The sequence below is a fragment of the Exiguobacterium profundum genome (assembly GCF_001909285.1).
Taxonomy (GTDB): Bacteria; Bacillota; Bacilli; order Exiguobacteriales; family Exiguobacteriaceae; genus Exiguobacterium; species Exiguobacterium profundum.
On sequence record NZ_MRSV01000001.1, the window covers coordinates 2,033,506 to 2,056,423 of the forward strand.

Annotated in this window: 24 protein-coding genes and 1 pseudogene; 1 reads left to right on the plus strand and 24 read right to left on the minus strand. The window is 49.1% G+C overall.

The features are described from left to right. Nucleotides 1-5 precede the first annotated feature (5 nt). The 11 genes from BBB58_RS10535 to bshB1 form a co-directional block, all read right to left on the minus strand. Nucleotides 6-1,193, minus strand: coding sequence for a pyridoxal phosphate-dependent aminotransferase (locus BBB58_RS10535; RefSeq protein ID WP_074037167.1), 1,188 nt, complete (start codon nt 1,191-1,193; stop codon nt 6-8). Between the two features lie 20 nt (nt 1,194-1,213). Next, nucleotides 1,214-1,699: a hypothetical protein gene (locus BBB58_RS10540; RefSeq protein WP_074037168.1), complete on the minus strand. Its 486-nt coding sequence runs from the start codon at nt 1,697-1,699 to the stop codon at nt 1,214-1,216. Further along, a complete protein-coding gene (locus tag BBB58_RS10545; protein ID WP_015881492.1) occupies nt 1,696-1,881 on the minus strand; it encodes a YpmA family protein in 186 nt (61 codons plus the stop codon). The genes BBB58_RS10540 and BBB58_RS10545 overlap by 4 nt, the downstream gene beginning before the upstream one ends. Before the next feature lie 65 nt (nt 1,882-1,946). Beyond that, nucleotides 1,947-4,757, minus strand: coding sequence for an ATP-dependent DNA helicase DinG (gene dinG, locus BBB58_RS10550; protein WP_074037169.1), 2,811 nt, complete (start codon nt 4,755-4,757; stop codon nt 1,947-1,949). Nucleotides 4,758-4,863: 106 nt separating this feature from the next. Further along, on the minus strand, nt 4,864-5,247 hold the full coding sequence (gene panD / locus BBB58_RS10555) for an aspartate 1-decarboxylase (RefSeq protein WP_074037937.1): 384 nt from the start codon (nt 5,245-5,247) through the stop codon (nt 4,864-4,866). Nucleotides 5,248-5,252: 5 nt separating this feature from the next. Continuing rightward, a complete protein-coding gene (gene panC, locus BBB58_RS10560; RefSeq protein WP_074037170.1) occupies nt 5,253-6,083 on the minus strand; it encodes a pantoate--beta-alanine ligase in 831 nt (276 codons plus the stop codon). After that, nucleotides 6,080-6,916 (minus strand): 3-methyl-2-oxobutanoate hydroxymethyltransferase, encoded by an 837-nt coding sequence (gene panB / locus BBB58_RS10565; protein WP_074037171.1) that lies wholly within the window; start codon nt 6,914-6,916, stop codon nt 6,080-6,082. Before panB ends, panC begins: the two co-directional genes overlap by 4 nt. Before the next feature lie 225 nt (nt 6,917-7,141). Continuing rightward, nucleotides 7,142-8,104 carry a biotin--[acetyl-CoA-carboxylase] ligase gene (locus tag BBB58_RS10570; protein ID WP_074037172.1) on the minus strand — a complete coding sequence of 321 codons (963 nt, stop codon included), beginning with the start codon at nt 8,102-8,104 and terminating at the stop codon, nt 7,142-7,144. Beyond that, a complete protein-coding gene (locus BBB58_RS10575) occupies nt 8,077-9,216 on the minus strand; it encodes a CCA tRNA nucleotidyltransferase (protein ID WP_074037173.1) in 1,140 nt (379 codons plus the stop codon). The genes BBB58_RS10570 and BBB58_RS10575 overlap by 28 nt, the downstream gene beginning before the upstream one ends. Further along, nucleotides 9,213-10,334 carry an N-acetyl-alpha-D-glucosaminyl L-malate synthase BshA gene (gene bshA, locus BBB58_RS10580; protein WP_074037174.1) on the minus strand — a complete coding sequence of 374 codons (1,122 nt, stop codon included), beginning with the start codon at nt 10,332-10,334 and terminating at the stop codon, nt 9,213-9,215. The genes BBB58_RS10575 and bshA overlap by 4 nt, the downstream gene beginning before the upstream one ends. Beyond that, on the minus strand, nt 10,331-11,014 hold the full coding sequence (gene bshB1, locus BBB58_RS10585) for a bacillithiol biosynthesis deacetylase BshB1 (protein WP_074037175.1): 684 nt from the start codon (nt 11,012-11,014) through the stop codon (nt 10,331-10,333). The genes bshA and bshB1 overlap by 4 nt, the downstream gene beginning before the upstream one ends. A 112-nt stretch (nt 11,015-11,126) precedes the next feature. Here bshB1 and BBB58_RS10590 point away from each other — a divergent pair. After that, a pseudogene (locus BBB58_RS10590) lies at nt 11,127-12,002 on the plus strand (YitT family protein). A 42-nt stretch (nt 12,003-12,044) separates the two neighbouring features. Here the strand turns inward: BBB58_RS10590 and BBB58_RS10595 are convergent. The 13 genes from BBB58_RS10595 to BBB58_RS10655 form a co-directional block, all read right to left on the minus strand. Further along, nucleotides 12,045-12,503 (minus strand): GreA/GreB family elongation factor, encoded by a 459-nt coding sequence (locus BBB58_RS10595; RefSeq protein WP_074037176.1) that lies wholly within the window; start codon nt 12,501-12,503, stop codon nt 12,045-12,047. 64 nt (nt 12,504-12,567) lie between these two features. Next, nucleotides 12,568-13,251, minus strand: coding sequence for a zinc metallopeptidase (locus BBB58_RS10600; RefSeq protein ID WP_074037177.1), 684 nt, complete (start codon nt 13,249-13,251; stop codon nt 12,568-12,570). 38 nt (nt 13,252-13,289) lie between these two features. Next, nucleotides 13,290-13,907, minus strand: coding sequence for a DUF1405 domain-containing protein (locus BBB58_RS10605; protein ID WP_074037178.1), 618 nt, complete (start codon nt 13,905-13,907; stop codon nt 13,290-13,292). Nucleotides 13,908-14,003: 96 nt separating this feature from the next. Continuing rightward, the gene (locus BBB58_RS10610) at nt 14,004-14,798 is read right to left on the minus strand and encodes a menaquinol-cytochrome c reductase cytochrome b/c subunit (protein WP_015881479.1); all 795 of its coding nucleotides are present in this window, start codon (nt 14,796-14,798) and stop codon (nt 14,004-14,006) included. A gap of 33 nt (nt 14,799-14,831) precedes the next feature. Next, complete coding sequence (gene qcrB / locus BBB58_RS10615) at nt 14,832-15,503, minus strand: menaquinol-cytochrome c reductase cytochrome b subunit (protein WP_015881478.1); 672 nt, start codon at nt 15,501-15,503, stop codon at nt 14,832-14,834. 73 nt (nt 15,504-15,576) lie between these two features. Next, on the minus strand, nt 15,577-16,023 hold the full coding sequence (locus tag BBB58_RS10620) for a QcrA and Rieske domain-containing protein (RefSeq protein ID WP_074037179.1): 447 nt from the start codon (nt 16,021-16,023) through the stop codon (nt 15,577-15,579). A 110-nt stretch (nt 16,024-16,133) separates the two neighbouring features. Next, a complete protein-coding gene (locus BBB58_RS10625) occupies nt 16,134-16,574 on the minus strand; it encodes a DUF2487 family protein (protein WP_074037180.1) in 441 nt (146 codons plus the stop codon). A 160-nt stretch (nt 16,575-16,734) separates the two neighbouring features. Beyond that, entirely contained in the window at nt 16,735-17,268 is a 534-nt protein-coding gene (locus BBB58_RS10630) for a ReoY family proteolytic degradation factor (RefSeq protein WP_015881475.1), read from the minus strand. 23 nt (nt 17,269-17,291) lie between these two features. Further along, nucleotides 17,292-18,566 carry a tetratricopeptide repeat protein gene (locus BBB58_RS10635; RefSeq protein WP_074037181.1) on the minus strand — a complete coding sequence of 425 codons (1,275 nt, stop codon included), beginning with the start codon at nt 18,564-18,566 and terminating at the stop codon, nt 17,292-17,294. A gap of 29 nt (nt 18,567-18,595) precedes the next feature. Beyond that, nucleotides 18,596-19,846, minus strand: coding sequence for a 3-phosphoshikimate 1-carboxyvinyltransferase (gene aroA, locus BBB58_RS10640; RefSeq protein WP_074037182.1), 1,251 nt, complete (start codon nt 19,844-19,846; stop codon nt 18,596-18,598). Further along, on the minus strand, nt 19,843-20,898 hold the full coding sequence (locus BBB58_RS10645) for a 3-dehydroquinate synthase (RefSeq protein WP_074037183.1): 1,056 nt from the start codon (nt 20,896-20,898) through the stop codon (nt 19,843-19,845). Before BBB58_RS10645 ends, aroA begins: the two co-directional genes overlap by 4 nt. Beyond that, a complete protein-coding gene (aroC, locus tag BBB58_RS10650) occupies nt 20,892-22,055 on the minus strand; it encodes a chorismate synthase (RefSeq protein WP_074037184.1) in 1,164 nt (387 codons plus the stop codon). The genes BBB58_RS10645 and aroC overlap by 7 nt, the downstream gene beginning before the upstream one ends. Before the next feature lie 9 nt (nt 22,056-22,064). Then, the gene (locus tag BBB58_RS10655; protein WP_074037185.1) at nt 22,065-22,844 is read right to left on the minus strand and encodes a CheR family methyltransferase; all 780 of its coding nucleotides are present in this window, start codon (nt 22,842-22,844) and stop codon (nt 22,065-22,067) included. Nucleotides 22,845-22,918 lie beyond the last annotated feature (74 nt).

A 22,918-nucleotide genomic window follows, 5' to 3' on the forward strand; every position in this document is an offset into this window, starting at 1 on the left:
TTCGCTTATCGAGCGTGCTCCGTAACGAATTCTTCTACTCGATCGAGCGCTTCTAATACGCGTTTTAATTCAGTTGCATAGGATAATCGTACGTAATCGTCTTGTCCGAAGCCCGAACCAGGCACAAGTGCCACGTTTGCTTCTTCAAGAACAGCTTCACACCAAGCATCGACGGTGTCATAGCCACTTTCTGTGGCCGCGACCTTCGCATTGGCATATAAGTAAAATGCACCTTGTGGCTTCAAACAAGTGATGCCAGGGATTTTGACGAGACGGTCGTAGACGATTTCAAGTCGTTCCTCGAACGATTGACGCATCATTTCCACATCTTCTTGTGGTCCATTGTACGCTTCTACCGCAGCCGCTTGTGCGACAGATGTCGGGTTTGATGTCGAGTGTGAGGCCAAGTTCGTCATCGCGCCGATGATTTTTGCATCACCAACGGCATACCCGATTCGCCAACCTGTCATCGCGTGAGATTTCGAGACCCCATTGATGATGATTGTCCGCTCACGCATATTCGGAAGGGTCGCAATCGATACGAACGACGCATCACCGTAAATCAATTTTTCATAAATTTCATCGCTAACGACGAGAAGATTGTGTCGAAGAACGACATCGGCGAGTGCCTGTAGCTCCTCTTTCGTATAAATCATTCCCGTCGGATTAGATGGGCTGTTCAAAATGACGGCCTTTGTACGAGCTGTAATCGCGTTCTCTAGTTGCGTTGGCGTCAATTTAAATGATGTCTCTTCATTCGTGTCGACCAAGACAGGTTCTCCGTCCGCCAATTTGATTTGTTCCGGGTAACTGACCCAGTATGGGGCTGGGACAATCACTTCGTCCCCTTCATCTAAAATAGCTTGGAACAGAGCGTATAGGGCATGTTTCGCACCTGAAGCAACCATCACCTCGTTGCGTTCGAACGACAATCCACTATCGCGTTTCGTCTTTTCAATGATGGCATCCTTCAACGCGACTGTCCCGCCAGATGGCGTGTATTTTGTGTCTCCATCTCGAGCGGCTTGACAAGCAGCGTCGATGATTCGTTCTGGTGTGTTGAAATCAGGTTCACCCGCGCCGAGACCAATGACATCTTTGCCTGAAGCTTTCAGTGCCTTCGCCTTAGCTGTAATCGCTAAGGTAGTCGATGGTGTGAGTTGTTTTACACGTTTCGCTAATAGATGTTCCATCATAATCCCCCTCTAATTCATTACATTTGATCGGTCAATTGGACCCGTCGAATAAATTCTCCGGTCTGAAGCGTATAGTACGAATACGTATAAGACGCATCCGCTTTCGTGACCACTTCGATGAGTGCCCGTTCGTCAAAACCAACCTTACAGCTGACCAGTTGTCCGCCTGTCTCCTCAACCGACTTCGAACAGACGTCAGTAGCGTCCACTTCACCGATTTCTCGTTGCTCGATCTCCAGCTTTTTATCCAATGGGACAAACCAAATGGACTTCCCGTCTACTTCTGGGAAGACGACATATGCCTCTGTCCCATTGAACAGTTCTCCCTGACCCACTCTCGCGTCTGGAGATTCTTCAGTCAATCGTACCATCGCCGTTTCGACGAGCTTTTCTTTTTGATTCTCTGTATGACCGATGGTGAATCGATACATCACGCTAAAGACAAGGACGACACCAATCAGTGCCGCCAGTAATGAGACGATCCATTTTGCCTTTCTGGTCATTCTGTACGATAGATGGTGAAGACCATCTCTTCCTTCTTCGGATCATTCACTTTCTTCTCAAGTGACAAACCGAACATTAAATCCTGACTCTTTAAGGTCCGATTCAATAAGTCGACAATTTTGTAGACGTCCGCAGTCGGTTCGATGCGCACGCTCGCCAGCGTCTCAATATTCGAGTTCATATTGACTCCTCCTCAAAAAACACTATACGTATCATTATAAAACGATAATATCGTGATGCCTAGCGTTATCTGTCATTTCGTGCCGCAGACTTTTCCTTCTCGTCTAAGAACAACTCTAACTCGGATAACGACGTTTCAAGCGTTCCTTCAATCCGGTCAACTTTAGGCAAGCTGTTGATGAACTGTTTGCCGTAACGTGTCGTCTCCACACGTCGGTCGAACACGAAGACGGCACCATAATCTCCTTTCGATCGAATCAATCGACCGACACCTTGTTTGAAGCGAATAACCGCTTGGGGCAGGGATAACTCAAAGAATGGTGACTTACCCGTCGCTTCAATTTTCTCAGAACGTGCTTGCATGATCGGCTGATCGGGCGGTGCGAAGGGAAGTCTTACAATGACAAGGCATGTCAACGCCTCCCCTGGAATATCGACACCTTCCCAAAAGCTTGCTGTCCCAAAGAGAATCGACTGTTCCATCCGTTTGAACTGTTTCGTCAAGCGGCTACGCGAGCCGCCGCTCACACCCTGTGCGAGAAGTGTATAAGACGGGTCAAGATGGTCTTTGACTTGTTCGTAAGTGAGTCGAAGCAATTCGTTCGATGTGAACAAGACGAGCATCCTCCCTTTCGTCACGTTCGCAATTTGGACAATCGACTGGGCCGTCTGGTCGACGAACTGAGGAAGCGGCACTTCATTGATCAATGGGAAGTCCGACGGTACAAACAGTTTGGCCTGGTCTTTGAAGTTGAATGGTGACGGTAAGACGACTCTTCGGACCGGTTCTCCTTCTAATCCAAGGCGTCGTTCCATAAAGCTGAACTTCCCTGAGACCGTCATCGTCGCCGATGTTAAAATCGTTGGTCGCTTCTTAAACAGACGTTCGTGTAACAACGGTCCGATTTCGACGGGCTGCGTGTATACCGAGGTCAATTTCCGATTCCCTAAATTCAGTTCGACCCAGCTGACCGCATCATCGTCGCGCGTCAACATCGTCTCATAGATGACACTCTCGAGTTCACGCACGTCTCCAATCAACGTTTTTAAGTCACCAAGAAGTGCGCGTTGTTTGAATGTCATATGTTCTTTACGCTCATCGAGCAGTCGATGGAGGTGTCGGAGTGACGTCCGCAACGTCCTCAGTTTGTCCTCGAGTCGATTGGCCACTTCTCGAATTGGTCTAAACGTTGCACCTTCCCGCTCGAAACGAACCGTTTGTCGAGGTTCTTTTTTCTTACCTATCGATTGAAGGGACGTCAGAAGGTCTTCGAGTTCTTCCTCGACCCTTGCAAGAGCCGAATCAATTTGTTGACTGAATGCCTCCGCTTCTTCGGTTACGGATGTCAAATCGGCTAGCTGAATGATGCGAGAATGGAATTTGCCATCTGCTCCGTAGCCGAACCATTTGAAGAGGCGGTCAAATTGAATCGCATCAAATGTCACACCGAAATGATGAGAGGCCACTTCCTCGACTTGATGAGCCTCGTCTAATACGAGAGGTGTGTCCGTCGGTAAAATGCCTGCCTGATGCTGTAAATCCGAGAACAGTAAAGCATGATTGGTCACAATCAGGTCCGCTTCTTTCGAGCGCAACACGGCTTTCGTGAAAAAGTCACGGCTATACCATGGGTCGAATCGACCAAAATCATTAGAAGCATCTGCTTGAATCAAACGCTTGAATGAAGCAGGACCTTGTGTCGCAGATCCCGGGAATGAGAGTTCCTCTAAATCTCCGGTCTCGGTTTCTGTGAGCCAGACGAGTACCATCGCTTTACACATCGATGCCAAAAGACCGTCATTTGATTCGTCGAGCACCATCTCGAACTTACGCAAATCGATATAATTGCGTCTCCCTTTCAACAACGTGAATTCGATCTCAGGAAAAATCTGACGAAGAACAGGTAAGTCTCGATTTAACAACTGTTCTTGCAATTGAATGGTATGCGTACTAATGACGACCGGGCGTTTCGTCTCGAGGGCATGGTGTGCACTCGGAATCAAGTACGCAAGCGTCTTACCCGTTCCCGTACCCGCCTCGACTAATAATGTTTCCTCATCGTCTAACGCTTTATAGACGTGACGCATCATTTCGAATTGACTCTGTCTCGGTTCAAACTGCTCAAACAGTGAAGGGAGTGTCTCTTCGATCGTCCGCAAAAGGAACGGCTCGAACGGTTCACGTTCTGTCGTCGGGACGAAGGCATCCACCGGTCGCCTTAACGCAATTTTGCGGTGGATATCAAAACGTGTTTCGTCGTCTGGACGAATCCCGACCTCAAGGATCATCTCATCGAGTAACGGTTCGATATGACTCGTCCATGACTCAGATAACTCTCGAAGTCGTTTCAGCGTCACCATCGGTAAATTGCGTAAACGGTCGAGCATCCGAATGAAGAGCTCTGCCGTCGCCTCTGCATCACTGAGTGCCCGATGTGCGTCTGTATGTACGAGGTCAAACGTATCCGATAGCGCTTCTAACGCATGGCTCTCTAAAGTCGGATACAAGATACGAGCCAATTCGACAGTATCAATGGCTCTCCCTTGAAACGCAAGATAACCCGCTTGTTCAAGACTCTCATTTAAAAAAGTTAAATCAAATGCGACGTTATGCGCGACAAACACCCGTCCATCTAGCATTTTCCAAATGTCGGGAATCACATCTTCAAATGTAGGTGCGTCACTTACATCTTCGTCACTAATCGTTGTCAATTGCGTAATAAAAGGTGGGATTGGTCGACTCGGTCGAATCAAGGTGCTGTAGCGCTCTATCACTTCACCCTCTTGTACGACGACCGCCGCAAACTCAATCAATTCATCTCCGGACTTAACGGAATGACCCGTAGTCTCTAAATCCACAATCACATACGTGTCCATAACATCCATCCCATCTTTGGCACGCTCGTGCTTTCTGTCTGTCTCATCTTACCATAGAACAAATAACGAAAAAACGGGGATGCCTCTGCCGACATCCCCGAATTCTTTACAAAATTGTATGAGCAATCTCTTCGTAAAGAAGTTGATCGACCTCATTTTGTTCGTTCAACACAGCTACTTTCGGACGATGCGTTTTTGCCTCTTTCGCTGTCATTTGACCGTAAGCCATGATGATGACAACATCACCGACCTGGAAATGACGTGCTGCCGCTCCGTTCAAACAAATCACGCCTGAACCGCGTTCCCCTTTGATGACATACGTTTCGATGCGAGCACCATTATGGTTGTTCGTAATGTGTACATGTTCATTCTCCATGATACCCACCGCATCCATCAAATCCTCATCGATTGTAATCGAACCGACGTAGTGTAAGTTTGCTTCTGTCACTGTTGCTTTATGAAGCTTTGCGTGCATAAATGTACGAATCATTGGATTCATCCCTTCTTCCAAATCACATTATCAATCAATCGGGCCCGTTCAAACTGAATGGCCACCGCTAACAAGAGTTCGGTCGAGTCGCTCGAGACGGCACCGAGCGTCGGGTAATCGACAAGCTCGACGTAATCGATTTGACTGTTCGGAATCTCGTTCAAACGTTCAGTCAGCTGTCGTTTTACTTCATCAACTTGTTGACCTGTATCGAGTGCTTCTCGCGCCATCGTCAATGCGCTGAAAATCCGACTCGCCTCTACCGTTTCGACATCTGACAAATAGACGTTTCGAGAAGATTTGGCTAGTCCTGTCTCCTCACGAATAATCGGGCAGCGTCGAATCTCGACTGGAACGAAATAATCTCGGACGTATCCTTCGATGAGTGCCACTTGTTGAGCATCCTTCAGACCGAAATAAGCACGTGTCGGTTGAACAAGGTTAAATAATTTTGAAACGATTGTCAACACACCATCAAAATGACCGGGACGACTCGCCCCACATAATACGTCCGCCCCGTGATGGACGGTCACACGCGCCATGTCAAGTGGATACATCGTCTCCGTCGTCGGATAGAACAAGACATCGACTCCCGCATCACGTGCCAACTTCTCATCCCGTTCAAAGTCGCGGGGGTAACGGTCGAGGTCTTCATTCGGTCCGAACTGTGTCGGATTGACAAAAATACTCATGACAACGACGTCATTTTCCCGTCGCGCGTTTTCAACGAGGCTCATATGTCCTTCATGCAAATATCCCATCGTCGGCACGAAGCCAATCGTTTGATTCGTTGGTAAGGCAATACGTAATTCTTCGACGGTCGATACAATCTTCATCCTTTTCCTCCATACAATGAGTCGAGTAACGACTCATCCATTGTGAACGTATGACGTTCTAACGGGAAGTGACCGTTCTTCGTCTCTTCGACATAAGAACGGATAGCATCCGTCGCCACTTCATTCACGTCTGCATACGCTTGGACAAATTTAGGGAGACGGTCCACCCCATATTTCAATACGTCATGATAGACGAGCACTTGGCCGTCGACATCTGCACCTGCACCGATTCCGATGACAGGAATCGTCAATTCTTCTGCGATCCGTTTTGCCAATTGGTGAGGGATACACTCAAGGACGAGCATCTTCGCGCCAGCACGTTCCGCAGCCAAGCTATCTTGAAGGAGTGTCTCGGCAGCCTCTAGGGACTTCCCTTGTACTTTATATCCTTCTAGGACGCCAACCGATTGAGGGGTCAACCCTAGATGGGCGACACATGGCATGCCGACTTGTGTCAAGCGGTCAATCGTATGAAGCACGTCACCGGCCCCTTCTAGTTTGATGGCATCCGCACGGCCTTCTTGGAATAAACGCGATGCTGCCTGTAACGTCCGATCGAAGTCTCCGTGATATGACGCAAACGGCATATCTACCACAACGAACGTATTTTGTGCTCCGCGGCGTACCGCTTTCGAATGATGGAGCATGTCCTCCATCGTCACCGGAATCGTCGAATCATAACCAAGTACGACCATCCCAAGTGAATCACCTACTAATATCAAATCGACACCGGCCGATTCGGCAAGTTTGGCTGACGGATAATCATATGCCGTCAACATGACGAGCTTTTCTTGCTCGTTCATTTTTTTTAACATTGTAGTCATCGTGTGCATCTGTTTCTCCTCCTTAACGTGGAGACAGGAAAGAATAAACGCCTTCTTACACAGATGGCAAGAAGGCGCACGAAAAACAAATTCATGGTTTTCATGAGTTAGTGTCCTTCTGTCCCTGTCATAATGATCAAGGCAGACAACTGAATGTGACAGTCTGCAAGCGCGGTACACTTCAAGAATTGATAGCGTCCGACACATTAAGTATAGTCGATGGTCTCGCTTTCATCAATCATTCCACACTGCAATCTCAGCAGAATAGACCGGTTCGACCGTTCCATCCACTTCGAGTAGCAGTGCCCCTTCCTCCGAGATGCCTCGCATGACACCTGTTCGCGATGTCCGGGACACACTCAAGGTGATCGACTCATTTAAATAGGCGGCATGTTTCATCCAGTTCAAGCGAACCGGTGCAAATCCTACGTCAAGGAATCGGTCGTATTCGGTCTCGAGTTCTGCCAATAGTTCTGCCAATAACTCACTGCGATGATACCTCGTCCCGGTCTCTAAATAAAGGGAGGTCGCCCGGTGCGCCAACTCAGTCGGAATGTCATCGCCGTTGACATTCATTCCGAACCCTAAAATGACGGCTTGAATGCGGTCCCCTTCCGTTTGCATTTCCGTCAAAATGCCTCCGATTTTCTTGCCATTTAACAGTAAATCGTTAGGCCATTTGATTGTCACGTCAAGGTCCCGCGCATTCAACGCTTTCGCAAACGCACTTGCCGCCATCAAGGTCAGCTTTGATGCGTCGCGAATGGGTAATTCCGGTCTTAAAATCACACTTGCCGCGATATTGACGTGCTTCGGATTGTGCCAGTTACGACCGAGTTGTCCGCGACCGGCCGTCTGTTCCTCGCTCATGACGAGCGTCCCCTCTGGCACGTGTTGTTGCGCCAGCTCATGGGCGATTCGTTGTGTCGTGTCGATTTGGTCAAACGCATGGACGATTTGACCGAACCGTCCCTTCCGATATGACGCAAACGCTGGTTCATCGAATCGGTCACTTTGCTCAAGCAATTGGTATCCTTTTCTTGGGATCGTATGAATCGCATAACCGTCTTGCTTAAGCGTTTCGATATGTTTCCAAATAGCGGTACGTGAAATATTTAATTGACGGGCCAATTCTTGGCCACTCCATACTTCACCATCTTGTAATAGCGTCAGAACACGCCCGCGCGTTGAAGCCATCGTTTCGCCTCCTCTTTCAATACTGTCTCATGGTTCGGTAACTCGTTTAAGATGACGCGTCGTTCGAGGTCGTCTAACAGATGCTTGATCGCTTCCCCTCGTGCCCCGAGCGCTAAGGCGTCCCGGCCGTCAAATTTCAACTCTTTTCGTGACGTCATCGGGAGCGACTGTTTCAGTTCACGGCTACGGTCTTTCTCCCCGTTCATCCGGAAATAAGTGGAGAGCGTCTGTTCATCCGTCGAATAAATCGTCATCCGGTCAAGTCCCGTCTCACAGAGCAGTGCAAGCGTACGCGCCTCCCGTTTGATCGCGTTCGACCGTTTCCATGGCGATAGCCAGCTGTCATCCTGTGCATGATAGAGAAAGAGTGCCCATCCGCTGACCGCGTTCACAGGTATCCGAGCGTCCTCTTGGACACGCTGCATCAGTTCGGTCGTCACGTTCGGTAAATAGCGATGAATGCCGAGCTCGACCATTTCACCTAGCGCTTTCTTGTAAGCAGGTCCCGTCAACAGTTTCTCAAATTCGATCGCGATACGCTCCATCGCAATTTGTTCGAGCTTATGACCGAGCCCGCTCGCTGCTTCCCGCAACTCGTCATGTAAGGTGAAGTCGAGTTGTGACATGAAGCGAAGCGCACGCATGATGCGTAGCGCGTCCTCTCCAAACCGTTCAAACGGACTGCCGACTGTTCGGATGATTCGTTCTTCTAGATCATGTTGACCATCGAATAAATCGACCACTCGTCCATCATGGAACGCCATCGCGTTCATCGTGAAGTCCCTTCGTAATAAATCCTCTTCAAGCGATACCCCGAGTGCGACATGGTCCGGTCGTCTCGAATCCGAATACGATCCTTCCGAACGGAACGTCGTCACTTCGAACGGATGGTGGTCAATAATGACCGTGACAGTCCCATGTTCGATACCGGTCGGAACCGACTTCGGGAACAACGCCATCACCTCTTCCGGGAAGAGGGACGTCGCCAAATCGATATCATCGGGCAGACTCCCGAGCACATAATCCCGAACAGCACCACCGACGATATACGCCTCGCCACCATGCTGTTCGATCGTGTCAATGATTTGTTTTGCGTATTCCCATTCCGTCATGATGTCACCACCTGTTCATACAAGCGTTCATATTCGGTCACGATATCTTGTGAGGCGAAGCGCCGAGATTTCACCAATCCGTTTTGTCGGAACCGTTCTCGTAGCTCACGATCGGTCAAGAGCCGCTCTATCGCAGAGGCGGCCTGGCTCGCATCCCCTTTAGGAACGACGAAACCATCCTCACCGTCCGTGATCACTTCCGGCAGCCCACCCGCATCGCTCACGACAGAGGGCACACCCGTCGCCATCGCCTCGAGCGCCACGAGACCGAACGCCTCCTTGTCTGATAACAGGACGTGAACGTCGCTGATTGCAAGAAGTGCGGCGACTTGTTCTTGTTTCCCGGCAAAGATGACCTGCTCTTCAAGCCCCATCTCCGTCACGAGTCGACGCATCGCACCCATAAGCGGACCATCTCCGACGAGCAATAGTTTCTTATTCGGCACATCCATCTGATCGAACGCCTCCAGGACGAGGTCGACGCGTTTGACAGGACGGAAGTTTGAAATGTGGATGGCGACCCGGTCCTCATCCGACAAGCCGTACCGTTCCCGTAATGTCGGGTCGAATTGAGGCGTATACACCGATTCATCGATGAAGTTATGGATGACTTGGATCGGCAAATCACTGGCAATCCGCTCTTCTGTCTCCCGTTTCAAACTATGAGAGACCGCCGTGATCGCGTTCGATTGACGCAGCCCGTATAGAATGGCCGGTTTCAGTTCCTCGTCCTCACCGAGTACGGTGATATCGGTACCATGTAACGTCGACACGATCGGGGTCTTCACACCCGCCATCTCACGACCAAGCGCAGCACAAACGGCATGCGGTACGGCATAGTGTGCATGGATGACATCGAGACCGAACGATTGGATGACACTCGCAATCTTCGCTGACAATGTCATATCATACGGCGGATAACGAAAGACGGAATATTGATTGATTTCGACTTGATGGAACGTAATATTTGGGTGATAGGCGTTCAAACGAAACGGCATGCTGCTCGTGATAAAATGGACATCATGCCCACGGTCCGCAAGCTTCATCCCGAGCTCTGTCGCTAAAATCCCAGAGCCTCCGACAGATGGATAACAAAGAATCCCAATCCGATACGTCATGCGAGTTCACCTGCCTGTTTTACGACATATGGTCGAACGCGCTTCAACCCTTCCGCATAGGCGACTCCAATCAAGCTCCCAAAATGGCGTTCACGGGCGATGACCCGTTCCACATATGCATCGGTGAGCGGTGTCTTTACTCCATCGACCGGAGTGAACTGACTCGCGTAACATTGAAGCGCCCGTGTCTTCACTTCGATCGTGTCACTAATATCCACGCACACATCCGGTTCGACGTGAGCATTGATCATATATTGGTACACACTTTCAGGACGATATGCCTCGAGTTCGGGTAAGTACTTTCGGATCCCGGCATTAAACAGCGCCTCTGTCACGAGATGGGCGCAGGCTGCATGGTCAGGATGGCGGTCGACCTCATATGGATAGAGCAAGTGGGTTGGGCGCTCACGGCGAATCAAGGAGACGATTGCCTCGAGCTGCTCTTCTCCCCCGTCAATCCCTCGGTCTTTAAATCCTAGATTGATTCGACGGACACTAAGCACGTCATCAGCCGCACTTGCCTCCTGTCGTCTCGTTTCTACATCACCATTTGAAGAAAGTTCCGCTCTCGTCAAATCGACGTATACGACCTCAGTCTTCTCTTTCGTCCATTGGGCGGTCATGCCGGCGATCCCGATTTCGATATCGTCCGGATGTGCCCCGATGGCTACTACTTTCATCTACATCACCTCTTCTTTGAAAAGTATAGCCGACTCGTTTCTGAATGTCATATGTTCAGGGTAGTCAATCGAACTGTTTTTCGAGTACTCTTTCTAAGGGGAGGTGAACCTGATGACGGTACAATTACCGATTCGTGTTCGAAATATTATTTTTATCTTAATAGGTTCTTTTATTTTTGCATTCGGCGTTTATCACTTCAACGTCCAAAATAATTTGGCCGAGGGTGGGTTCACCGGGATCACATTGATTCTCCGCGGACTATTTGATATCTCACCTTCTGTCACGAACTTGGCATTAAACATCCCGCTCTTTTTCATGAGTTACTAGTTGTTAGGTCGCACGACCTTCATCTATACGCTCATCGGGACGTTTTCCTTTTCACTTTGGTACGCACTCATCGCCAAGTATTCGACGCTCGTCATCGACTTGACGGACGATATGGTGCTCGCAAGTCTGTTCGCCGGGCTCTTCATCGGGGTCGGTCTTGGCATCATCTTCAACAATGGCGGGACGACGGGCGGCGTCGATATCATCGCACGACTCGTACAACGCTATTTCGGATGGTCGATTGGGAAGACGTTTCTCATCTTTGACTTCTTTGTCATCGTCCTCAGTTTGACATACCTCGACATTCGTGAGGCGATGTACACGCTTCTCGCCGTCTATATCGGGGCACGCGTCATCGACTCGATGCAAGAAGGAACGTATGCCGGTAAAGCGGCGATGATCATCAGTGACCATCGGACTGCAATTGCGGATGGTATTCATGCGACGATGAACCGCGGCACGACCCGTCTGCTCGCGAAAGGCGGTTATTCGAACCGAGAACTCGAGGTCTTATATGTCGTCGTCGGCCGTAACGAAGTGAACCGTTTGAAGACAATCGTCAAACAAATCGACCCGCATGCGTTCGTCACGTTCCATCACGTGTATGAAGTCGGAGGCGAAGGGTTTACGTTCGATGAAAATCGGATGCCTTTGAAATAAGCAAAAAAATCGCCTCGTTCACAGGGATGAACGGGCGATTTTTTATGGTTCGATGTGGAGCACTTCGACTTGAATCGTACCTCCTGGCGTTTCGATTTGAATTGTTTGACCAATTGTCGCACCCATCAAACGACGACCGAGTGGCGATGTCACGGATATGCTTCCTCGTTCTATATCCGCTTCTGCCTCACTCACGATTCGATAGCGCTCGGTCTCTTCTTGTTGCATTTCCCGAATCACGACCTGATTTCCGAACGTCACGACTTCCGAACGTTCCGATATAACGATGATCGCGTCATCAAGGAGGTGATTCAGTTCTAAAATATCCGCCTCGATCCGTTCATATTCATGTACCGCTTCACGATAGGTAACGTCTTCACGGAAATCACAAAATTTTCGAGCCGTCCGTATCCGTTTACGCGCATCCGTTCGCTCTTTTTTTAGCTTCACAAGTCGATTTGTCAATTGGTGATGACCTGTCTCTGTCAGTTGCGGTTTCATTGACAACAATTCCTTTCGTCAAGAAATTAAAAAATCCCGCCTACCGACGGGATTCCATTCAATCCTATTCATCACGCGGCATAAAGACGATGAGTGCCAAGCGAATAAGTTCGGCAACCGCAACGAGCGTTGCAGCGACGTAAGTCCAAGCCGCGGCATTCAACACTTTACGTGCACCTGTCTCTTCTGTCGCCGTCACGATTCCGTGAGACGTCAATTGCGCCATCGCTCGTTTCGATGCATCGAACTCGACCGGTAACGTGATCAACTGGAACACGACCGCCCCGAGCATCATGATGACACCGAGTTGAGCCAACCCGAGTGCCCCGAATAAGAATCCTCCGAGTAACAATGGGAACGACAAGTTCGACGTGATGTTGACGACCGGAACAAGGCTGTGGCGGACGCGCATCATCTTATAGTCTGTCGCATCTTGAATGACGTGACCGATCTCGTGCGCAGCAATCGCGGCAGACGAGATTGTCGACCCTTGATACACTTCGCGAGACAAACGAACGACTTTATTGACCGGGTCATAGTGGTCGCTCATGAGTCCGTCGACCATTTCGATTCTCACGTTGTGCACACCGTTTTGTTTCATGATGAAATCAGCGACTTGTGCACCTGTGACACCGCTTTGGAGCGGTTGTTTCAAAAACTGCTTATACGTACTTTTCACTCGCATCTGGGCCCATAGGGGGATGAGCATGATCAGTGCAAGATAGAAAATATAGCCACCTAATGACATTTTCTATTTCACCTCTGCATGTATTTGATAATTTGATTTTACATTCTTATGACCTTATTTTCAAGCGATGGACGTAGGACGAAGGCATATCCAAAAAAAAAACATAATCCTGTCAACCAAAAGGAGCCGTAGCCGATCCACATGATGTGTTCTGCCAGTGACGGATAACGTGGCCATTGACCGAGTACATAATCGACGACGTCATTATGAATTACCCAAATCAGCGTACATACAAACGAGGTGACCGTCCATTTCATGAATGGCGCGTAGATGAGCGCTTGTAAGGCCATTGCACCGTGAGAGACCATCAACATGACGGCCATCAAGATGGTCAAGGTCGGCGCATCCGGTGGTAACGTGCCCAAATACATGATGTTCATAATCACGGCCCAGACCCCGTATTTAATCAACGTGATGAAGGCCAGCGTCTCGAACAACGGGGAGCGCTTGTTAGCTAACCAAAGTCCGAGGACAATCGTAAAGAAGAATGATGCTGTCGGACTATCCGGTACGAACAGCCAATAGATGTACGGTGTGTCACGTAATTGAGGCTCGTACCAGATATACCCGTAAATCGTCCCTCCCAAGTTGATGATCAATAGAATAGTCAATACAATCCGATGCATCAAGAACGGTTTTAAAAACATGGGGTTCATTGTCTCAATCCTTTTTCTTCAGTTTTCTTCAGTTTATCGTATGCGTCGTGCAGAAGTAAAAAAGTGTAGCCCGATATTCAGGCTACACTTGATGACTTACTTGTTATTTTCGCCGCCTTCACCGTATGAAGCGATGAACTCAGACATGGCTTGGAGATCTTCATCTGAACCATCCCACTGACCAGCTGGCATCGTACCGACACCGTTGACCGCGATTTCCGCGATTTCTTCAGCCGTATACTGTGTGCCGACGAGTGCTGGAGCCGCTGCTCCACCTTCTAGGTTTTGACCGTGACAGTTGACGCAAGATTGAGCTGAATAAATCTCATATCCTGGAGCCGCTGTATCGATTTCAGGACCTTCACCCGGAATTTGAAGCTCACCTTGTGCATGAACTTGATCCCAGTGTGTCGTTTGAACAGATTCCCAAGTCAAGTAGAAGACCGAGAGAATTCCAAGTAACATGAAACTGATCGCGACTGGACGTTTCGCCGGTCGACGCTCGAGACCTTGGTCAAGCCATGGTGCAACGAGAAGTGCCGTGAACGCCAAGCCTGGAATAATGACTGTACCAAGTAAGATCCAGTCCCCAGCAGCGAATTGATATTTGAGTAATTGATACAAGAACAAGAAATACCAGTCCGGCAACGGAATGTATGACGTGTTCGTTGGATCGGCGATATTTTGAAGCGGTGGTGCTTCGACAATTGTCAAAGCAATGAATCCGATCAAGAAGACCGATCCTACCATCCACTCTTTAAGCAAGAAGTTCGGCCAGAACGCCTCTGTGCGTCCTGGGTATTCTGAATAGTCTTTTGCAATGTTTTGTTTCCGATTCGAGATTCCTACTCGAGAGTCGGTTACAAATTTCATCCCTTTACCGCGATGCATATCGTTTCTCCTCCTTTTTCTCCTCTTATCGGCTTATAGCGGTCCAGAAACCCCTTGTTTACGAATCATCAAGAAGTGGGCTCCCAACAGTCCGAACAATGCCGCCGGTAAGAAGAAGACGTGAATTGCGAAGAATCGTGCGAGTGTGCTCGCCCCGACAATCTCACCACCAGCGAGAAGTGTCTTCGCAATACCACCGATAACCGGTACACTTTCAGCGATTTGAAGCGTAACTTTCGTTGCGAACAATGCCTTCATGTCCCATGGAAGCAAGTATCCCGTGAGTCCGAGCGCCAAGACGACGAAGAACAAGAGAACACCAACGACCCAGTTGAGCTCACGTGGCTTCTTATACGATCCCGTGAAGAACACGCGGAGCGTATGTAAGAATAACATGACGATCGCTACAGATGCGCCCCAATGGTGCATCCCACGAACGATTTGTCCGTGTGCGATCTCATTTTGCAAATAATACACCGACGCGTGCGCGTTGATGATATCTGGTACGTAATACATCGTCAAGAACATCCCTGAAAGGATCTGGATGACGATTGTAAAGAACGTCAAACCGCCAAAACAATAGACAAATGCAGAGAAGTGATGAGCAGGGTTGACGTGTTCCGGTACTTCATGGTCTGCGATATCGCGCCAGAGCGGTGTGATGTCTACGCGTTCATCGACCCAGTCATAAATTTTTTGTAACATCGGCTAGTTCCCCCTCTCATTACTGAGCGACTGGACTACCTAAATATAGGAAGCCGTCTTTTTCTTTTTTTTTTTAACGTGCAAGTGGTGCTGTCGGCGGTGTACCTGGAATGTTCGTTCCATCTTTTTCGTAACGTCCCAAGTGACACGGACAGAAGAATTCTTGTGGACGAGTCGGATCACCAGCGAATGCTACCTGACAGCCAAGGTGTGTACAAATCGGAGAAAGTGCGATGATCTCGCCACTATCTGTTTTGTAAACCCATGCTGAAAGCGTTTCTTCAAATTCATACCAAGCATCTTGTGTTTGTTTCTTAAAGTCGACACGTTGCGGCTCAGTCGTGATGTCATCAAGACTCATTACTTTTACTTTGTCGCCTGCACCAGTTTTTTTCAAAACCGGTTCGATCGCAAAGTTGACCATCGGACTGATCAATGTTGCCGCCATAAAGCCACCTACTCCAGTCAGTGTGTACGTTAAGAACTGACGGCGCGTGACTTTTGACCCATTTTGAGCCATTTCGTTCCCCCCTCATTCGTGTGCATAACCCCATAATTCTTTATGCATTCTTCACAAAAATTTCTCACTCAACAAAATAGTATATCAATAAAACCTCTACGTCAACCGCTTCATGTCGCCATCCAACGGCTCGAAAGTTCCGTGATGACTTGTGTCGCAAAATTCTGGACCATCGTGTGCGCTTGATCGCTTGACATCGATCCAAGCGCGAGCGGCGGTACGAACAAAATCGGCAAATCAAATGTTTTGAAACGGACGTCTGACGCGATAAACAATACGTGAGAAAATCCGGATGAATTTGCTTTCGCCACCACATCCTGCGCCAACTTCACACCAGCTTCCACATCGGTGTAACTGATGGTCGGGCTGAGCATCGTTCGACCAGATAATTGACGTTCTGTCTCGGCCGTGACGGCATGAATCACTTCATAGCTTTCGGCTTTGCGAACCATATCCTCACCAAACGCCAATTCTGCGAGCGGAACGATGAGCGTATCGACGTATTGTCGTTCGGCAATCGAGCGGAGTGCCCCTTGACTATCGAACCTCATCTTTTCCCTCCTCTCCTTCATATCTCATCATGTCTATTGTAGCGTACATGACTTCGCTCACCTTTAAAAGTTATGAACGAACTGTGAAATAATTGTGTATTCCTACGTAATTAATATACCAAAAAACAAGCGCCTACCGGAACGGAAGCGCTTGTTTTTTTCAAAATAATTTAGATGCTCGCACTTGATGAAGTTGAGTCGTCAGATTGCGGAATAAATTCTCGTCTCGTCGGTCGAGCGCTTTATCGATTTCAATCAGCAATCGTTCTTCTTCAAATTGAGCAACCGATGCTTGAATGACCGTTTGAGCAGAAGACGAGACTTCATCTCTCACTTCTGCCACTGGTTCAAACGGATTCTGTTCGACGATGTCGACCCAGTTCTCATCAATCATCATACCTTGAAAATTTAACTCTACATAGATTGGCCCATCGTGTAGACGGATGTCATGATAAGCCTTCTCAGGATTCATGGTCACAAGGTCTCCCCGTCGGTATCGAAACGGTTCACCGTCAAACCCGTACGCTGTCATCACGAGACTACGTGGTGAGACCGAAGCGTTTGTCACGAAATGAACGTTGCCAAGCTTTTCAGGATGTCTTAACCAATAGTCAAGAATCCACTTTGCTTCACGTTTCCGAAGCGTATGATGAGCGACGAATCGCTTCAAAAAATTACGTTTCCGCTCGACCATCTGACCTCATTCCCTTCCCTTATTCATTCTACGTCATCAGACAATTGTTCGAGCTGTTCTTCGAGCAATTGGCGATCATCGAGATCGACCACCAATGCAAGCGATTGCTCGACCACACGTCGCGCATCTTGTCTACGACCTTCCTCTATCAACAGTGTAGCCCATTCCGTCACAAATGACACGTCCTCTTTCATCATCGGCTCAATTGAGGCATACAGACTGACCGCTTCGTCGTACGCTTCGAGCTCATATTTCGCCTTCGCCTTGTACCATGTCATGAGCGGCGACGTCGTATGATCTTCGAGTGCATCGATGGTTTCGAGAACATCATCGAATTCTCCTGCTTCAAATAAAATCGACAAGAGCAATTCGGTCGCTTGTAACGACTCTGGATTTAACACGAGCGCCTCACGTAGTTCTTTAATGGCACCGTCCCGATTTCCGAGTTTGAGAAGCAGCCTTGCTTTAACGTGCCGCAGTTCATCATTATAATCGTCGCGCGTGATGCCTTGATTGACAATCTCAATGGCCTCTTCCGTTTGCCCGATTGCATCGAGTGCCTCGGTATAAGGCAAGTAGAGCGACGTGAAGTCTGGGTCCATCGCCTGAAGCTCTTTGAACTGCTTGATCGCAACTTCCTCACGTCCGATCCGATGAGCCGTCATCGCATGACCGAAGACGGTGTTCAAATCGCGATGTGTGGCCCGCTCGTATTCCTCGAGCGCCTCTTCAAACGATCCGACCATCGTGAGGGCCTCCGCGTAATCCGCTTGATAGTCGATTTCAGCCGGCAACTTCATCTTCGGAAGACGCGCATAAAGTGGAATGGCTTGTTCAAATGAACCGGTCGAGGCATACAATTCAGCCAATCCATAGATGAGTAAAGGTTCATCCGGATTTTTCTCGAGCGCCTCCATCAGTTTCTTCACTGCCACTTCATCCAATCCTTGCGATTGATACAGGTCAGCGAGGAGGACGAGGCTCCTCACTTGCGTATCTGCGTCATCCGATTTGATTTTTTCAAGCACGGCAATCGCTTCCTCTTCACGGTCACTATCTAAATACGCTTCCGCCAGTGATAAGGCGACATTCGGGTCTCCCTCATAGTCGACGTATAGCTTTGAGAGAACAGCTGTCGCCCGGTCGGCAAGACCTAACTCTAAATAGAGGTCGGCGATGGCTAAACGGTCATCATCCGACCCTTTCTTCTCAAGTTCTTCTAGATGCATGAGTGCATGTTCCGTCTCACCTGACTCAAGCATCTCGATTATATGTGTTAAAGCTGATTCATCTAGCATGGTTCGTCCTCCTGGGCTTCGGTTTGTCGTTATTCTATCTTACGTTGAACCCGTTGTAAATCTTCACGGAATCGAGGATAACTGACATCGGATGCCTCGATCCCCTCGATGTGAACGGCTTCATCGGTCATGAGTGACGCAATCTGTAACATCATGGACAAGCGATGGTCTCCGTAAGTCGAGACATCTCCTCCATGAAGGCGACTCGGATTGACGTTGAATCCGTCCTCAGTGCCGACGATGTCCACACCTAACTTCCGTAGTTCCGAGACGACCACGTCAATCCGGTCAGTTTCTTTCACGCGCAGTTCCGCTGCGTCTTTCACGATGGACGGTGAATTCGCTTGAGATGCGACGAGTGCGAACAGTGGTAATTCATCAATCTGTGAAGGAATTAAATCCTTTTCGACGACTGTGCCGGTTAGCTCACTCGTCGTGACCGTGACGTCTCCGACTCGTTCTTCACCGACCAATCGTTCGTTCGAAATGACGACATTCGCACCCATCCGTTCGAGCGTACGTAAAAATCCAATCCGTGTCTCATTCAAACAGACGTCCTTCGTCATAACTGAACTATCTGCCACCATGGCCGCCCCTGCCCAGAAAAATGCAGCCGATGACGGGTCTGCCGGTACGTCGACCGTACATCCTGTCAATGACGAGGGTTCGACACGGATGACGCGTAACCCTTCCTCGTTTACAATCGATAGCTTCGCACCAAACAGGGGCAACATGCGCTCGGTATGGTCACGTGACAACATCGGTTCTCGAACAATCGTTGTACCCGAGGCATGTAAGCCCGCGAGCAGGACGGCCGACTTCACTTGGGCGCTTGCGACCGGTAACGTATAGTCAATGGATCGAAGCGTCGTTCCTTCGATGACGAGAGGCGCCATATCCCCTGTCACGTGTGCGCCCATGTTTCGTAAAGGCTCAGTAACGCGTCGCATCGGACGCCGGGATAACGATTCATCGCCTACGAGTTCAAACGACCCATTATAGCTGGACAAGAGACCGATCAGTAGGCGCATCGTCGTACCTGAATTCCCACAGTCTAGACGTGCCGAGCGCGGAGACGCAGTCCCCTTAATGACTAGTTCGTCTTGCAGTTCTGTCACGTCGGCTCCAAGTGATCGAATCACCTCGAGCGTCGAACGACAATCGGCACCGAGGAGTGGATTCCGCACGTGCGTCGTCCCGTTCGCCATCATCCCGAATAACAGTGCCCGATGTGTGATGGATTTATCACTCGGTACACGGATAGAACCGTTTAAACTCATCGTTCCCACCATCCTTTCATCTGTTCAAACGTATGTCGAAGATGTTCGAGCTGTACCGACTCCACAGTGATCGTTTCACGAAGTAACACAAAACGAATTACACCATGTCGGTTCTTTTTATCCAGCATCATTTTTTCCACGTAGTGTTCGAATGGTTGCCAATCGATTGGCGTGACGTCGTTCGAACGCATCCAATTGAACAATCGCTTCGCTCGAACTTCATCTCCTGACACGAGGAAAGCGAACACCATCCCATGTAAAACCGCTTCCCCATGTGGGATACGATAGGCTTCCACCGATTCAAGGGCATGACCGAACGTATGCCCGAAGTTAAGCCAAGCACGAATGCCTTGTTCTCGCTCGTCCGTCTCGACAATGGTTTGTTTCACTCGAATCCCACGGGCAAGCCACGACACCCAATCCAATCGCTCATTCTCGTTCAAGTCCAAAAACAAGTCGTCCTCGAAAGAAGATTCGAGGACGTAACGTGATAAGTACGCATGTTTCAATAACTCACCGAGACCGCTTCGCACTTCCTGGACGGGCAAGGTATTCAGTCGACTGACGTTGTAATAGACGCCTGACGGTTGATAGAATGAACCGATTGCATTTTTCGCAAAGGGTTGATTGACTGCCACTTTGCCTCCGACAGCCGAATCGTGAGCCAAAATCGTCGTTGGCACTTGTATGTATGGAACGCCTCGCATGTAGACACTTGCTAGAAAACCAGCCAAGTCGCCGATCATTCCACCGCCAAAGGCGACAATCAGTGTTTGGCGGTCACATCCGTGGCGCAACCCTTCTGCGACAAGCTGCTCGAGCTGAGATAGCGATTTCGACGCATCACCTGCTTCGACGACGGACGAAACGACGTGGGAATGGGTCAGATTCAACGTAGAACGGAACGACTCTCCGTAAAGAGACTCGACATGTTTATCCGTAACGACCCATAGCATCGAATAACTGGACCAATCAACTGAATCGATCCAACGATCCTGATTGTCCAAGACGACTTCGTATGGGGTCGATGCTGAGATTGAAATCGTTACCATACTCGCAACTCCTCCCGATACTCATCGACCCGATGTTTGATTCGTTCCATCGTGTCGTGCCCGAACGTCTCACAAACTTCCTTCGCGACTTCAAATGCGATGACTGCCTCAACGACGAGGGAAGCGGCAGGCACAGCGCACGAGTCACTCCGCTCGATTTGAGCTAAAAACGCCTCTTTCGTATCGATATCGACCGATTGTAAGGGTTTATAGAGCGTAGGAATGGGTTTCATGACGGCTGAACAAAGGATTGGCATCCCCGTAGTCATGCCCCCCTCAAATCCACCGAGATGGTTACTGAGTCGCGTATACCCATCATCCCCGTATGCGATCGGGTCCATCACTTCAGAACCCGGACGATACGCCATTTCAAACCCTTCACCGAATTCAACACCTTTAAATGCGTTGACACTCATGACCGCTTGTGCGATTTTCGCATCCAGTTTACGGTCATACTGCACATACGAGCCAAGTCCCGGTACAACACCATGTACTTCTGTACACACGATTCCACCAATCGAGTCTCCATTTGCCTTGGCCTCATCGATTCGACGCATCATCCGCAACGCGGCCTCTTCATCTAACGTACGTACCGGTGAGGCATCAACGACCGCTTGTGCTTCTTGAAGCGAATCAAATGTGCACGACTCCGCCCGTTCCCCACCAATCACTTTGACATAACTAAAGAGGGATACCCCGATTTGTTGAAGGAGTTGCTTACAGAAAGCCCCGACCGCTACACGAGCCGCTGTTTCTCGTGCGCTTGAGCGCTCCAATACGTCACGTAAGTCTCGATGGTCGTATTTCATCCCACCGACCAGGTCAGCATGTCCAGGTCTCGGTCGAGAGACGCGGCGTTTCACTTCGATATCGCTCTCAATCGGTTCAGCCTGCATGACGTGTTTCCAATGCGTATGGTCTTTATTCTCAATCCAAAATGTGATGGGTGCACCTGTGGTCACGCCATGCCGTATGCCCGAGCGAACTTCTACCTGGTCGGACTCGATTTGCATGCGGCGCCCTCTACCGTAACCCGATTGACGTTTTTTTAACTCTGCATTGATTTGAGAAATATCTATAGAGAGTCCGGCCGGGGCCCCTTCAATGATGACCGTCAGACCGGGACCATGTGATTCACCAGCTGTCAAATAACGCATCCGTTCACCTCATCCATCCATTTTTTCATAAAAGATACTTTGCTTCATTGCATAGCCGTAACGTTTCGGTTGGAAAATTTGTTCCGTCCCACCGACAAATAGCATCCCACCTGGACGTAACGCCCGTTGGAACGACGTATATACCTTCTCTTTCGCCTCTTCAGTGAAGTAAATCAAGACATTTCGACAGACGATCAAATCAAAATTGCGTTCGTACACATCCGCTAACAAGTTATGCTTTTTAAACGTCACCAGCTGCTTGATTTCATCTGAAATATAATAGTCGTCGCCACGACGGGTAAAGTAGCGTTTCTGAAACTCCTCAGGCAAATCGATGAGCGCCCGTTCATGGTACTTTCCTTGCTTCGCTTTTTCGATGACGATTTCATCTAAGTCCGTAGCCATAATTGAAAATTGAGATGGGGCAAGATGTTTCGACAACAACATGGCAAGTGAGTATGGCTCTTCTCCGGTTGAACAGGCAGCACTCCATACGCGAAGCTTCCCTTGACTCGAGCGAATCAGATGCGGGAGGATATCCTCTTCAAGCTGTTGCCAACGAATCGGGTTGCGATAAAATTCACTCACATTGATTGTCATCCGGTCGAGAAACTCTTCATAAAGTTGACGATCTGTATCCATCGCCTTCAAATACTCTAAAAACGATGCATACCCCTTCTTTTCGCGTAGTGCGACCATACGGCGCTTCATCTGCGCCTCTTTATATAAGTTCAAGTCAATACCCGACTTGATATAAAACTTTTTTACAAAGATGGCATAATCATTCATCACCAATTTCAACCTCAATTCTTTCTCATTTCCGCATTCTTGTGACCTCAGGCGATTCAAAGAAAAACAAAAAG